Genomic DNA, 14,299 nt, shown 5'->3' with positions numbered 1-14,299 from the left:
TCAAATCAATTAGATTTGCGAATATAGTTCGTGACCATGTAGTAGCTATACATGCAATACTAAATCACTATTTTTTGAATTGGCGGGAATAGTCCCATAAATCGGCCAATTTACATGACACTTTTCACAGAGCGGAAAATCTTGGACGGTATTGTCCCATTTCTGGTCTTTTTTATTAGTTTCGTTAATTAACCTTTTACGGCACTAAATATGGTAATAGGATATGCAAGGGTTTCCACCTCGGAACAAAAATTGGAATCTGAAATAGATCTGTTGAAAAATAACGGATGCGAAATAATCTATTCGGATATAGCAAGTGGAACTCGGGACGATAGAAAGGGCTTGAATGAAATGCTGAAGTATATGAGAAAAGGGGATACTATCTTGACCTATAAAAATGATAGGGTATCCCGTTCCCTAAAAAACATGGTACAACTTATCGACAGGTTCAATGAATCTGGAGTGCATTTTAAAAGTCTTAGCGAACCCGAATTCAATACTAATTCAGCAAACGGTAAATTTTTACTTCAAATTTTTGCTGCTGTTGCCGAATTCGAGCGTAATCTTATAAGTGAGAGAACAAAAGTTGGCTTGAACAATGCCCGTAAACGTAATAAGCTTTTGGGTAGGCCTACTGGATCAAATCAGGAAACTATCGAAAAATACCATTATGCCAAGCATCTTTACGACCATATGGATGTAGCGATTGGTATTGCATGTATCAAGGCTAAAATAAGTAAAAGTTCATTTTATAGGGTGGAAAGGCAACTTTCAAAATGAAAGATCAATAAGCCATGTTCCCTGGATTTTTAAATCGGTCCACAGCTAAAAAAAAGTTTAATGGTCAAAATGGTTGTCAAATTTTTGGATTTCGAAATGTAGGCGGCATACCCATCTTATTTCCGAATTGCCTAAATTTCCAATAATTTCGCTGTAGCTGATAGGTGATTAAATGGTCGCTTGGGCTCAAACTAGGACAACTTGGTTATAATTCACTTTTTTCAAAAAAATTATTCCTATTAAATCATCCTGAAATAATTCCAGTTCAATTGTTGTACCTATGTTGTACCTGGGAAATAAAAAAGGCCTCAACATTTCTGTCAAAGCCTTTAAGTACTCGAGGTGGGAATCGAACCCACACTCCGAAGAACTGGATTTTGAATCCAGCGCGTCTACCAGTTCCGCCACTCGAGCAAGGTAATTATTTCTTAGTTTTCAATTTTCTCAGGTGTTTTTATAACCGCTGATTCATTTGAGACTGCAAAACTAAAAAATATTTTCCTTATATCACCAAAAAAATATCAACATTTATACTTTAGCAACCCAAATTAATTTCTAAATTTGCACCTCCTTATAAAAAGGAGTTCCAATAAACTAAAAAACAATACATTAACAATGTCATATCAAGTACCGGAGCCTAAAATTTTTACCTGTACCCAAAGTGCAAAGCTATCAGAAAAAATAGCGGAGTCTTTTGGTTCCAATTTGGGCAATGTTATTTTTTCTAGATATAGCGATGGGGAATTTCAGCCATCCTTTGAGGAATCTATTCGTGGAATGCGCGTGTTTATTATTGGTTCTACCAATCCTAGTTCCGAAAATCTGATGGAAATGTTGTTGATGTTGGATGCCGCAAAAAGGGCCTCAGCAAGGCACATAACCGCGGTTATGCCGTATTTTGGATGGGCTAGACAGGACAGAAAGGATAAGCCTAGGGTGCCGATTGCGGCGAAATTGGTGGCCAAAATGTTGGAAGCGGCCGGGGCAACAAGGATCATTACAATGGATTTGCATGCCGATCAAATTCAAGGGTTTTTTGAAAAGCCGGTAGATCACTTATTTGCTTCTACTTTATTTTTACCCTATTTGAACAGTCTTAACCTTAATGACCTTACCATAGCCTCACCGGACATGGGGGGATCTAAAAGGGCGTATGCCTACTCAAAGGCACTTGGTTGCGACGTCGTTATTTGTTACAAACAGAGGGCAAAGGCGAATGTAATTTCGCACATGGAACTTATTGGGGATGTAGATGGGAAAAATGTGGTCCTGGTGGATGATATGGTAGATACGGCAGGAACTCTGACAAAAGCCGCCGATTTAATGATGGCTAGGGGAGCTGCAAGTGTAAGGGCAATTACCACTCACGCACTGCTATCAGGGGATGCGTATGAGAAAATTGAAAAATCGCAATTATCGGAACTTATTGTAACCGATTCCATACCCTTAAAAAAGGAAAGCAAAAAAATCAGGGTAATCAGCTGTGCCGAGTTGTTTGCCGATGTAATGCACAGGGTGCATCACAATACTTCCATTAGTTCCAAGTTTCTAATGTAGAAGTTTAATATAGGAAAGTAATATAATTAATATTTAATAAATACAATGAAGTCAATTACAATTAAAGGATCAGAAAGAGAAAGCGTAGGCAAGAAAGCAACAAAGGCCTTACGTAATGCTGGAAAGGTTCCTTGCGTTATTTACGGAGGGGAAAAACCATTACACTTTGCAGCAGAAGAACTAGCGTTCAAAGATTTAGTGTACACTCCAAACGCCCATACTGTTGTGGTTGATTTGGAAGATGGTAAAAAGTACGATGCGGTAATGCAGGATATTCAATTTCACCCTGTAACCGATAACATTTTACACGTAGACTTTTATCAGTTGTTCAAGGACAAGGAAGTTACTATGAACATTCCTGTGAGATTGTTGGGTAATTCTCCAGGGGTTAGAAATGGTGGTAGACTATTGTTTAGAAAAAGAAAACTTAGCATTAAGGCATTACCGGATAATTTACCGGATTTCTTTGATGTTGATATCTCGAAATTGAAAATCGGAGGAAATATTTCCGTTTCCACATTATTGAAAGATGAGTTTACTATTCTTCACCCAGAAAACACTGTGGTTGTTCAGGTTAAAGCTGCACGTAATGCGGTCTTAACAGATGAAGAGGATGAAGAAGGCGAAGAAGGAGCAGAAGCTACTGCAGAAGCAGCAGCTGAAGGCGGTAACGAATAGATTTTATCTAAAATAAGTGTAAAAGCATCCCGTAACTGCGGGATGCTTTTGTATTTTTATGAATTTGAAAAATACTGCTATGTTCCAGTTTTTAGAATCGTTTTTTAAATTGAAAGGGACATTGTTGGACGAAAAGGACGCCATGAAAAAATTTTTAGTTGTAGGACTGGGCAATATTGGGGAGGAATATTCGCAAACCCGTCATAACATTGGCTTTAAAATATTGGATGCCCTATCCGCGGAGGAGAATTTTACCTTTGAAACGGCAAAGTTGGGAGATGTGGGCACTTTTAAGGTTAAGGGTAGGAGTATATTGTGCCTGAAGCCATCGACCTATATGAACAGAAGTGGAAAAGCTGTAAAATATTGGATGGACAAGGAAAATATCCCCCTTGAAAATGTGCTTGTCATTACAGATGATATTAATCTTTCCTTCGGAACCATCCGTTTAAAGACCAAAGGAAGTGATGGGGGCCATAATGGCTTAAAGGATATTCAGCAATACTTACTTACTACCAATTACAATAGATTAAGGTTTGGCGTCGGATCCGACTTTGGAAAGGGCAAACAAATAGATTATGTCTTGGGTGAATGGAATCAGGAGGAAAAGGATGCCTTGGTAGAACGATATGAAAGAATTAATGCGCTTATCCGTTCATTTGTACTGTCTGGAGTACATAGAACAATGAACGAATATAACGGTAGCTAGTATAGCATTTAGCGTACTTTAAACTCTGAAATGCTATTAGTGGCTGTATTTCCTTCCCTATCCATGGTAACAATTGTCCAGTAATAAACCGTGTTGGCCTCAACGCTGACCTTTAAATCCGATTTGCCGGAGGTAAGTGTACTTATCAATGTGGTAGGTGGGTTTTCAGTGGAAAAATATACCTCATAGCCTTCAAGATCATTATCCACATCGGCGCCTTCCCATTCCAAAAGAACTTCATTATTAAGGTCCTTGGATATGTTTGTTCCGGTTTTTGGGAATATAACTTCTGCAGGAAAAGGCGGATGGGTAGTTTCTGCACCTGCATTAAAAAATCTCCATGTTTCACTTCTTGCCGATGTAGATACTTTGGAATTTTTGGAAACTACCAACCAAGAATAGGGGGCTCCCCTTTCAATGGCCAATTTTGCCGAAGTACCACCTACCACAATGGTCTGGGTGGTATTGGTATTTATATTTGTAGCCCTTAGTTCGTAGGTTTCGGTGTGGTCCGAAGTTTGCCATCTAAACTCCACGGTAGAAGTGTTGGTTCCTGCTACGTCTTGGCCTGTTGTACATTCCGAGTTTTTTTGCGGAAAGACCAGCAAGGCGGACAAGGGTGGTTTTGGAGAGTCTTTTCCTCCGCATCCCACTAGGGCCAAAAAACATAAAAATATGGCTATTGGTTTCATCCGTTTATCTTTTTACTACCTTAAAAGTACTATTTATACCTTCTCCCTTAACCTTAAGGATATACATACCTGATGGTAAGCCTGTAAAATCAATTTTCATTTCATTGCTGATCAGGCTATAATCCTTACTGTTGATCAATTGACCAGTATAAGTAAAAATTTTGGTATGTACTGTATCCGGTCCATTATTGATCAAAATGTTGACTTCCTCCTCAAATGGGTTGGGAAATACCAAAGGTTCGTCCACAAGGAACAATTGATCTTCATAAACGCCTTGGCATGGCAGATTGGTGGACACCTTAATTTGGTTGATTCCTTTTTTAAGTTCCAGTATAATGCTGGAAGATTTCGTTTGCGTAATTACGCCATTTAATTCAACATTATACAAATCTCCTCCCTCTAGGTTCAATATGGTTTGATTGCCCTCTGCGCTTAGTTTTGAAGTAACACTTAAGGGGGGAGGCTGAGTAATTATAGCCTGAAAGCAATATGGTTCGTAAACCTTATCATCGTCCGTGCCTATAAGGCATATTTCATAGGTGCCGGCCTCAAGCCCATCTTCAAAATAGAAATTGGTAAAATTACTGATTATATTCATCCCCGGACCGGTAAGGGTAATTTCGTAATCCATGTTAATACCGGCTACGATACGTATAGAGCCATTATTTTGATTGCTACAGGATTCACTGTTGATTTCTACCTCAAAATTATCTGTAGGCAGTATATATACGGCACAGCCATTTAAGTCCACCTGGGCTCCCAAGGGGGTGTTAAGGCATAGGTCGTCGCCGTCATCAAAAACACCATCTTTATCTTCGTCCGCCCTAAAGGCGCCTTCTACACAGATATCCATGGAAAATCCATTTAAAGTCCCCCCATCGGAGGCTGCAATGTCCTTTACCTCCAATATCCAATCCCCGTAGGTAGATTCCCCATTAAATGCAGCCAAGGAACCTAATGGTCTTATGGTACCCTGAATGGCCGGTGGATTTGTTCCGCAAATAAATCCTTCTGCGTCATCATCAAAGGTCGCAAGAATATCCTGATTTCCGCCACAAGAATTGGATACGAGAATTACACGAGTTCCGGCAGGTGAAATTAAGGTCACTTCCAAATCGGCAAGAAAGCTATGTGTTAGGTCCAGGTTAACATTTATGTCTGCCACAGGCAGGTCGTTTAAAAGAGTGATCGTGGAAGTTATTGTGGGTGCTCCTGTCGTTGATATCGTTATGGGTAAATCCTTGGCCGTTTCCAAAGCACAGTTCAATTCTAGTGTAGTAAAGCTAAATGCCGGCCCAAAAGTTCCCTCTCCACAGCTATTCATGGGTTTAACACGCCAAAAATAAGTAGTTTCCTCCTCCAAATTGGTGGTCAAATAGGAATTGAAAATAACACTGCCCGTCTCAATAATATTGGTAAAGCCCGCATCATCGGCAATCTCAATATCATAGGAAGTGTAGGAAGTATTGGCTTCCCACTCCAGTTGTGATGCAATACGTGCACTGGTTGAACCATTGGTGGGTAACTGGAGTACAACATCCGTAAATGTAGTTTCCAATATTTTTACATCTATAACAACTTCCTTGGTAACGCTTTCTGAAGTGGCTACTATGTTTATAGGATAATTTCCAGGACCAACCAAATCTGTGTTGGAAAAGGTTATGTTCACCAGGGTGTCGTTTACTGTAGTGGATGTAGGGGAAAAATCGACTGTCAATCCCGGGGGTAATCCAGTCGCGGAGAAAGTGGCTTCCTCGGAAAAATCATTAAAGGTTTGGTAGGTGAAGGGCACAATTAAATCACTTCCTTGGCAAATCTCATGCTGCAATTGATTGAATTTCAATACTATATCGGATGGTGTTATAGTGAAATTGGAAGCGTTTACCGCTAAAAATATATTTTTGTGTGCGCTGACCATTATTCGGCCCGTAGGAGTGGCGAATCCAGGGATCAAAATATCCTGTTGCCCGTCATTGGGAACGCTATCCGCTAATTTTATAGGAAAGGAAGCGCCTCCATTCGCGGAAAAATAGATGTCTACTTTTTGAGTGTTTACCGGGCCCTGATTTGTTTTGGCTACATCCCAGACAACCTCTTGTCTAGTACCTGCAGTGTAAATTTCATTGGTGGATTGGGAAGTTACTACAAAGGGTCCTGCATTGTCTATGACCGCAACTTTTACCAAGTCCGATGTAACTTGTCCTCCCCCGAGGGCATTATCCCTAACCGTAAGTGCAAAGTCCAGTTCCCTTTCTACAGTGGAAACAGTTTCCCATGTGGTATTTACATTGGGATTGGTTTGGGTAAGATTACCAGATATGATGCTGCTGAGCCTCGGAAAATATCTAGTTGGCGTTACTGTAGGCTTTAGGGACCTAAAGTTGGCTCCACTGAGATTTGTTGGTCCAAAGGTATTGTGGGTAACTATTCCATCATTTATCTGTTCCCAATTGTATGTAAGTATATCATCTTCATCTACATCCGTTGCATTGCCTTTTAATTTAAAGGCGGTCGATTTTGGTATGGTGAAGTTACCGGAGGGCAAAATAGTAGGAGGGGTGTTTAAAATGGGGATTTCCTGACCGCAGCTGGTGGTTTTTATATATTCCAATATCTGAAAAATACTGTAGTAATGAAAGTAGTCGTCTCCGTTTAAGGCCACATTGTTGTTGCCGGAAATGCCTGCATAACCCATAATCGTTGTTCCGCTTCCAGGTTCGGCCTGTACCAGGGTGCCTTCAGATTCAAAGGACCAGGTGTGGTTGGCGCCGAACTGATGTCCCATTTCGTGGGCCACAAAATCCAAGTCAAAAATATCCCCTTGCGGAATTAAGGCAGAGGAATAGGCACTCCCTTTTCTTGAATCTATACACACCGAGGCAATAAATCCGGCATTCCCTCCATTTTCGTCTTTCTGAAACAAATGCCCTACATCGTAGTTTTCAGCGCCTATTACCGTTGTTAAGGTGTTTTGTACCTCAGAATTTAGATTCGTCCCATAGGGATCAGTAGCCTCGTCGGTATAGATTACTTGGTCGGTGTTGGCTACAATCTCTAAACTGATTCCCAAATCGGTTTCAAATATTTCATTTACCCGAGTTATGGTGGCATTTATAGCCGCTAGGGCATCCGGCACCGTTCCTCCATGGAACTCCGTATACTCCCCTGTTGCGGAGATGGCTACCCTGAACTTTCTTAGAACTTGCCCATCCACCAATTTTAGGGCAGAAGGTCCTTTATCCTTCTCTATCAAGGAAGTAGTTTCGCAAATGAAATTGGTGTTCATCATATAGGCGTCCTTCCTATTGTATACCAGATATTCATTGTCGGAATCGGATACCTTTTGCATGTAGGTAGCATGTTTGCTTTCCCCGTATACGATCATGCTTTGTACTCCGTTTTGTGAAACACTAAATCTCACTCTGTCTTTTTCATTGTTTAAGCCTCTTCCTACATATGATTTTATTTGGGGGTATTTCTTGGAAAGTTCTGGTGAAAGTACGGAAGCTTCCTGAACAAGGAAAGGTATCAAATCCCCATTTTCGTTAGGAAAACTAACTATTTTGGGAGCTTTTTGGATTTTGGAAGACTTTAGTTCCTTGACGAAAATGTCTTTTTCCAAGGAAAAAGTAAGGCCGTGATTTACCTCTAATATCGCTGTTTGCCTTCGGGATTTCTGGCTCCTAGAATCGGTTTTTTGCCAATACTTGGTTTGCCCAAATCCGCAATAGCAAAGAAAAAATATGGATATTGAAAAAACAAGACGTAATTTTACAACCATCAAGCGGGTTTTTGTACAAACTCAAAGATAAGTTTTTTTATTATTCCAAGTTTGTGATAACAGTTCAAAGCATCTCCAATTACGATAAAGCGCACCCTACTGCCATTACCATTGGCACTTTTGATGGGGTGCATATTGGTCATCGTAAAATATTGGAACGTCTCATAAATAATGCCAAAGTGCTGGAGTTGAAATCCACAGTACTCACTTTTTTCCCCCATCCTAGAATGGTACTTCAAAAAGATGTATCGATAAAGCTTTTGAATACCATTGATGAGAAAATCAAAATTTTGGAGGAAATAGGGATCGATTATTTAATAGTACACCCATTTACCAAAGAATTTTCCCGCCTATCGGCGACGCAATTTGTCCGGGATATTTTGGTCAATGATTTAAAGACCAAGAAAATTATTATTGGTTACGATCATAGGTTTGGGAGAAATAGGAATGCCAACATAAAGGATTTGGTGGCCTTTGGAAATGCGTTGGACTTTGAGGTGGAAGAGATTTCGGCCCAGGAAGTTGATGATGTTTCCGTGAGTTCAACAAAAATTAGGAAAGCCTTGGAGGAGGGAGATATGAAAACCGCCAATATGTACTTGGGATATAATTATATGCTCACTGGGAGCATTGTAAAGGGAAAGGGATTGGGACGAAAATTGGATTTTCCCACAGCCAATTTATCCATTCCTGAAGAATACAAGCTAATTCCCAAGAACGGGGTATATGTGGTGAGCAGTATAATGGATGGAAAGACCGTTTTTGGCATGATGAACATCGGCTTTAATCCAACCGTGGAGGGAAAGGCGAAAAGTATAGAAATAAATTTCTTCGATTTTGATCGGGATCTTTATGGGAAGAAAATTCAGATCGATGTTATTGAACGTATAAGGGACGAACAAAAGTTCAATTCCATTGAAGCCCTCAAGGCACAGTTAAAAAAAGATCGGGAGACCTCCCTCTTTATAATTTCCAAATAAATGTTGGATCGGTTTCTTTTTAAGCAAATCGATAATAGTCCACTCCTAATTTTCAGGATATTTTTTGGCATTCTGATAAGCCTTGAATGCTATGGGGCCATTGCTACGGGCTGGGTCAAAAAAAATCTAGTGGATCCGGAATTTACCTTTAATTTCATTGGCTTCGATTGGTTACAGCCATTGCCCGGACCAGGTATGTATTTGTATTTTTTGGTCATGGGGACCTTGGGTATTTGTATAGCCCTGGGATATAAGTACCGATTTAGCACCCTTGCCTTTACGCTGCTTTGGACTGCCGTGTACCTTATGCAAAAGACAGCCTACAACAATCATTATTACCTACTGGTGCTAATTGCATTGATAATGGCTTTTTTGCCGGCAAATAGGAATTGTTCCTTGGATGCCAAATTAAATCCGTCCATAAAGGCCAACCATATGTCCGCTTATATCAAATGGGCCATAGTTTTACAATTGCTTATTGTCTATACCTATGCTTCTTTAGCAAAATTGTATGGGGATTGGTTGGATTTCAGTATTATAGAAATTCTTTTTAAAAGGAAAGAGGAATACCCTTTAATTGGGGGATTGTTACAACAACCTTGGTTGCATAGTTTTGTAGGTGTTTCAGGTATTCTTTTTGATTTATTGATTGTGCCTTCCCTTTTGTGGAAACCAACCCGTAAATGGGCTTTTTTTGCAGCAATATTCTTTCATTTGTTCAATTCCATAGTTTTTCAAATTGGAATTTTTCCTTATTTGGCATTGGCGTTCACTGTATTTTTCTTTGAGCCGGAGACCATCCGGAAAATATTTTTTAGAAAAAAGGAACCTTATTGTCAAGAGGATATCAAAGTTCCAACCAATAAAAACTTGGTTATAGGGTTGTTGTTAGTATATTTTCTGATACAATTAGGGCTGCCTGTAAGGCATTATTTTATAAAGGACGATGTATTATGGACAGAGGAAGGGCATAGGTTGAGTTGGAGAATGATGTTGCGGAGTAGGACTGGAATTACATCGTTTAGAATCGTCAACCGTACCTCCGGAAATTCTTATCTGGTGAATTTGGACGATTATTTAACAAGGGGACAAAAAAGTAAAATTAAATCCTATCCAGATTTTATGTGGCAGTTTGCACAACGATTAAAACGGGAATACGCGGAAAAGGGGGAAGATATCTCGGTTTTTGTAAATTCTAGGGTAAGTGTCAATGGAAAGCCATACCAAGAATTTACTGACCCAAAAATTGACCTTGGCAGTGTGTCCTGGAACTATTTTGGGCATAACGATTGGATATTGCCCTCCCAACTTAAAGAATAGTTAAAGAGTGCAATGGGGTAAATGTCCTAATAGGGCTTTGCCCTGTGGCAAAGTTGAAGTGGCATACCCCATGGGTCTCGAAGCATCACCAAATGACTGCCGTCTTCCTTTTTTATTTCCTCAACAAAACTGGCTCCTTTGTCCAATAACCTAATCTTATCTTTTTCAGCATTTTGGGAAACAAATGCCAAATGGAAAGTAAGTGGATGTTTTGTTTTGAAATCTGTAATTTCTTCGTCCGGTCTATGGTAAAGTTCAAGGATTACCCGTCCTGTTGAGTCTTTCAAAAAGGTCATAAAAGGAGCTTCTGTTTGTTCAATAGCTACATTTAACCCCACATTGACAACGTACCATTCCTTAATGTCCTTGATGTTTTTTACGTTAATGGCGATGTGTTCAAATACCATGGCTTTTCCAATTACATATTATATCTAGGCTAAAATTATGCCGAAAATCCGAAGATTATGTTAAATTTGCACGATAAAATTCAAAAAAATGTTGCAGTTACAGGCTATCCGTGAGGATAAGGAACAAATTGTTGAGGCTTTAAAAAAGCGTAATATCGAAGCCCTTCCACTTATTGAAAACGTACTTCAATTGGATGAAAAACGACGATCCCTGCAAGCGAGACTGGATAATACACTTGCCGAATCCAATAGTATTTCAAAGGAAATCGGCGCTCTTTATAAAAGTGGGAAGGCTGCAGAGGCCAACGTCTTAAAGGAGCGCACAGGAAGTCTAAAGGAGGAGTCCAAGGATTTGAACGAGGCTTTGACCGCAACAGCAGCCGATTTGCAAAATTTACTTTACCAAATTCCAAATGTTCCACATACATCGGTGCCGGCAGGTAGCACAGAAGAGGATAATGAAGAGGTGTACAGGGAAGGGGACATTCCTGCCCTCATCGAAGGGGCACTTCCACATTGGGAATTGGCAAAAAAATATGATATCATAGATTTTGAACTTGGAGTAAAGATTGCTGGTGCTGGATTTCCAGTGTACAAGGGTAAGGGGGCTCGATTACAAAGGGCATTAATTTCTTACTTTTTGGATAGGAATGCAGCCGCTGGGTATAATGAGATTCAAGTGCCACATTTGGTAAATGAGACTTCGGGTTATGGTACGGGTCAGTTGCCCGATAAGGAAGGACAAATGTATCACGTAGGGGAAGATGATCTCTACCTGATTCCTACGGCCGAAGTGCCAGTAACCAATATTTTTAGGGACGTTATTTTAAACGAGGGCGATTTTCCCATTACCCATACCGCCTATACTCCTTGTTTTAGAAGGGAGGCTGGGAGTTATGGGGCCCATGTACGTGGACTAAACCGCTTGCATCAATTTGATAAGGTAGAAATAGTACGGGTGGAACATCCATCTAAATCATACGAAGCCCTGGATGGCATGGTAGCGCATGTAAAGAATATTCTGAGAGAACTTAAATTGCCATATAGGATATTGCGTCTTTGTGGAGGGGATTTAGGTTTTACTTCTGCCCTCACCTTCGATTTTGAGGTATTTTCCACGGCCCAAGATCGATGGTTGGAAATTAGTTCGGTCTCCAATTTTGAAGCCTATCAGGCAAACAGGTTGAAATTGCGCTATAAGGACGGGAACGGGAAAAGTCAATTGGCACACACTTTAAACGGGAGCTCTTTGGCACTGCCCAGGGTATTGGCCGGAATATTGGAAAATTATCAGACCGAGAACGGAATCCAAATTCCCGAAGTCCTTATACCCTATACTGGTTTTGATAAGATAGACTAAAGCTTTTATTCAAGAAGGCGTTGACATTTTATTATAATTTCCTGTATCCTTTTTAAGACCAATGAGGTCGTGGGGGTATGGGGCCGGTTGTTTTAATTTGGACCTTATAATCACCAAAATATCATATAAACTGTGTTTTTGGGGGTGTTGTCGATTCTTTGCCATACCCTTAACGTCCACTTTCTACATTCTGTGTATCTTTGAAAAAAAGACCCCTTGCGACTATTTCTTTTCATCTTTCTCTGCTTATGTAGCCAATCCGTGGTTTCCCAGGAAGATTTCTTGGCGAAACAGTATTTCGAGGATGGCGAGTTTGAGAAAGCCTTGGTCTTTTATAAGAAGTTGGTTGACAAAAACCCTATGCGGACAGACTATGGGGAAGGTCTTATAGCTTGTTATCAGCAATTGGAGCAGTACGATAAGGCAGAGGAGTTTTTGTTGAAGGCCGTTAGGGAACAGAATATTTACCCTACCATGCTGATTGAGCTAGGGTATAATTATACCTTGCAGGATCTTCCGGAAAAGGCAACCGAGTATTACGAAGCAGCACTCCAAAAAATAAATGAAAACCCCAATTTTGGTTATGGCCTTGGATATAGGTTTCAAAAATATGCCCTATTGGATTATGCCATAAAGGCGTATTCCATAGCTATGGAGCTAAACCCCCAATTGGATTATAATTTTCAAAAGGCCAGGATATACGGTGAACAGGGGAATATTGAGCAAATGTATGAATCCTATTTGAAATTGATAAGTGAAGGCAGGGCCTCCCAGGCAAATGTGCTGCGCAATATCAACGATTTCATTAGTTCGGATGCCGAAAACCCGAATAACCAAAAATTCAAAAAGGTATTGCTTCAGAATGCCCAAAGAGCCCCTGATACCCTATGGAACGAATTGTTGAGTTGGCTCTTTGTGCAGCAAAAGCAGTTTAAAAGTGCCTTTAACCAAGAAAAGGCAATTTACAAAAGGGGCGGGGAGATGTCATTGCAACGTTTGCAGGGATTGGGAAAATTGGCTTTGGAGGAACAGGATGTGGATACGGCAAAGGAAGTATTTGAATATATTTCCCAAAACACTTCCGATTCCGTAGTGGCCTTGGATGCCCAGCTAAACCTTATAGAGATAGATTTAATGGACACCGATGACAAGGTTTTGGACAGGGTTCAGGCTAAGTTTGATGCCTTAATAGAGGTTCATGGTTATGCCATGGAAACTTTGCAGCTGCAAATAGCTTACGCCAAATTTTTAACCTTCAAAAAAAACACTCCCGAGCCTGCCATTGGGATACTAAATCAAAGCTTGGAGTTGCCTTTGAATAATTATAGCAAATCGTACATTAAAAGTACTTTGGGCGATATTTTGGTATATGATAGGAAGTTTAATCAGGCATTGATCTATTTTTCCCAGATCCAGAAGGATTTAAAAAATGATGTCCTTGGTCAGGATGCCCGTTTTAAGGTGGCGCAAACTAGTTTTTACAAAGGGGATTTCGATTGGGCATTAACGCAATTGAAGATACTTAGGGGGTCTACCTCGCAATTGATTGCCAATGACGCTATGCAATTAAGCCTATTGATATCCGATAACTCATTGGAAGATTCTACCCAAACAGCTTTAAAGAAGTACGCCCGTGCCGATTTTTTGGCCTATCAAAATAAAAAGAAAGATGCTGTAGAACTATTGGAGGATATCCTCCAAAATCATAAGGGGGAAAAAATTGAGGATGAGGCACTTTTAAAACAGGCACAAATTTTAATCGAATTAAAGGATTATGAAAAGGCAGAATTTAACTACCTTAAAATAGTGGAATTCTATGCCAACGATATTTTGGCCGATGATGCCAATTTTGCCCTGGCGGAATTGTATCGTAACATCCTGGAGCAGCCTGAAAAGGCCAAGGCGCATTACGAGAAAATTATCTATAACTATCAGGATAGTTACTTTTTTCCACTGGCAAGAAGGAATTTCAGGATGTTGCGAGGAGACAGTATTAATTAATGTCCAATGCCTTGGTCCATCCAAAAATGAATAT

11 protein-coding genes and 1 tRNA gene are annotated in these 14,299 nt (G+C 40.1%); 8 read left to right on the top strand and 4 right to left on the bottom strand.

From position 1 onward, the window contains the following. Positions 1 to 210 precede the first annotated feature (210 nt). Positions 211 to 780 (top strand): recombinase family protein, encoded by a 570-nt coding sequence (locus tag MWU84_RS19865; RefSeq protein ID WP_246904942.1) that lies wholly within the window; start codon positions 211 to 213, stop codon positions 778 to 780. Positions 781 to 1,114: 334 nt separating this feature from the next. Here the strand turns inward: MWU84_RS19865 and MWU84_RS19860 are convergent. After that, a tRNA-Leu gene (locus MWU84_RS19860) sits at positions 1,115 to 1,194 on the bottom strand. Positions 1,195 to 1,395: 201 nt separating this feature from the next. Between MWU84_RS19860 and MWU84_RS19855 the strand changes: the two genes are divergently transcribed. From MWU84_RS19855 to pth, 3 genes are all read left to right on the top strand, one after another. Next, positions 1,396 to 2,337, top strand: a complete 942-nt coding sequence (locus MWU84_RS19855) for a ribose-phosphate pyrophosphokinase (RefSeq protein ID WP_246904939.1) — start codon at positions 1,396 to 1,398, stop codon at positions 2,335 to 2,337. A 45-nt stretch (positions 2,338 to 2,382) separates the two neighbouring features. Beyond that, on the top strand, positions 2,383 to 3,015 hold the full coding sequence (locus tag MWU84_RS19850; protein ID WP_246904936.1) for a 50S ribosomal protein L25/general stress protein Ctc: 633 nt from the start codon (positions 2,383 to 2,385) through the stop codon (positions 3,013 to 3,015). Positions 3,016 to 3,094: 79 nt separating this feature from the next. Continuing rightward, positions 3,095 to 3,724 carry an aminoacyl-tRNA hydrolase gene (pth, locus tag MWU84_RS19845; RefSeq protein ID WP_246904932.1) on the top strand — a complete coding sequence of 210 codons (630 nt, stop codon included), beginning with the start codon at positions 3,095 to 3,097 and terminating at the stop codon, positions 3,722 to 3,724. Positions 3,725 to 3,732: 8 nt separating this feature from the next. Here pth and MWU84_RS19840 read toward each other — a convergent pair whose 3' ends face one another. Together MWU84_RS19840 and MWU84_RS19835 are read right to left on the bottom strand one after the other, a co-directional pair. Next, a complete protein-coding gene (locus MWU84_RS19840; protein ID WP_246904929.1) occupies positions 3,733 to 4,416 on the bottom strand; it encodes a hypothetical protein in 684 nt (227 codons plus the stop codon). 4 nt (positions 4,417 to 4,420) lie between these two features. Next, positions 4,421 to 8,197 (bottom strand): reprolysin-like metallopeptidase, encoded by a 3,777-nt coding sequence (locus MWU84_RS19835; RefSeq protein ID WP_246904926.1) that lies wholly within the window; start codon positions 8,195 to 8,197, stop codon positions 4,421 to 4,423. Positions 8,198 to 8,250: 53 nt separating this feature from the next. On the opposite strand from MWU84_RS19835, the gene MWU84_RS19830 reads away from it, so the two are divergent. Both MWU84_RS19830 and MWU84_RS19825 read left to right on the top strand, forming a co-directional pair. Then, complete coding sequence (locus MWU84_RS19830; RefSeq protein ID WP_246904923.1) at positions 8,251 to 9,177, top strand: bifunctional riboflavin kinase/FAD synthetase; 927 nt, start codon at positions 8,251 to 8,253, stop codon at positions 9,175 to 9,177. Then, the gene (locus tag MWU84_RS19825; protein ID WP_246904921.1) at positions 9,178 to 10,497 is read left to right on the top strand and encodes an HTTM domain-containing protein; all 1,320 of its coding nucleotides are present in this window, start codon (positions 9,178 to 9,180) and stop codon (positions 10,495 to 10,497) included. It begins immediately after the preceding gene. Between the two features lie 26 nt (positions 10,498 to 10,523). On the opposite strand, the gene MWU84_RS19820 is transcribed toward MWU84_RS19825, so the two are convergent. Continuing rightward, positions 10,524 to 10,904, bottom strand: coding sequence for a VOC family protein (locus MWU84_RS19820; protein WP_246904920.1), 381 nt, complete (start codon positions 10,902 to 10,904; stop codon positions 10,524 to 10,526). An 88-nt stretch (positions 10,905 to 10,992) separates the two neighbouring features. Between MWU84_RS19820 and serS the strand changes: the two genes are divergently transcribed. Together serS and MWU84_RS19810 are read left to right on the top strand one after the other, a co-directional pair. Further along, positions 10,993 to 12,264 (top strand): serine--tRNA ligase, encoded by a 1,272-nt coding sequence (gene serS / locus MWU84_RS19815; protein WP_246904919.1) that lies wholly within the window; start codon positions 10,993 to 10,995, stop codon positions 12,262 to 12,264. Positions 12,265 to 12,480: 216 nt separating this feature from the next. After that, positions 12,481 to 14,265, top strand: a complete 1,785-nt coding sequence (locus tag MWU84_RS19810; RefSeq protein WP_246904917.1) for a tetratricopeptide repeat protein — start codon at positions 12,481 to 12,483, stop codon at positions 14,263 to 14,265. The last annotated feature ends 34 nt before the right edge of the window (positions 14,266 to 14,299 follow it).

Origin of the sequence: Arenibacter sp. F20364 (assembly GCF_023015905.1) — a bacterium.
Classification (GTDB): domain Bacteria; phylum Bacteroidota; class Bacteroidia; order Flavobacteriales; family Flavobacteriaceae; genus Arenibacter.
The sequence above is the reverse complement of the archived record's forward strand: the minus strand, read 5'-3'. Positions and strand labels throughout refer to the sequence as shown.

Coding starts and splice junctions, on each gene's coding strand:
- MWU84_RS19855 (WP_246904939.1), top strand. CDS start 1,396: ATGTCATATCAAGTACCGGAGCCTAAAATTTTTACCTGTACCCAAAGT.
- pth (WP_246904932.1), top strand. CDS start 3,095: ATGTTCCAGTTTTTAGAATCGTTTTTTAAATTGAAAGGGACATTGTTG.
- MWU84_RS19865 (WP_246904942.1), top strand. CDS start 211: ATGGTAATAGGATATGCAAGGGTTTCCACCTCGGAACAAAAATTGGAA.
- MWU84_RS19820 (WP_246904920.1), bottom strand. CDS start 10,904: ATGGTATTTGAACACATCGCCATTAACGTAAAAAACATCAAGGACATT.
- MWU84_RS19840 (WP_246904929.1), bottom strand. CDS start 4,416: ATGAAACCAATAGCCATATTTTTATGTTTTTTGGCCCTAGTGGGATGC.
- MWU84_RS19835 (WP_246904926.1), bottom strand. CDS start 8,197: ATGGTTGTAAAATTACGTCTTGTTTTTTCAATATCCATATTTTTTCTT.
- serS (WP_246904919.1), top strand. CDS start 10,993: ATGTTGCAGTTACAGGCTATCCGTGAGGATAAGGAACAAATTGTTGAG.
- MWU84_RS19825 (WP_246904921.1), top strand. CDS start 9,178: ATGTTGGATCGGTTTCTTTTTAAGCAAATCGATAATAGTCCACTCCTA.
- MWU84_RS19850 (WP_246904936.1), top strand. CDS start 2,383: ATGAAGTCAATTACAATTAAAGGATCAGAAAGAGAAAGCGTAGGCAAG.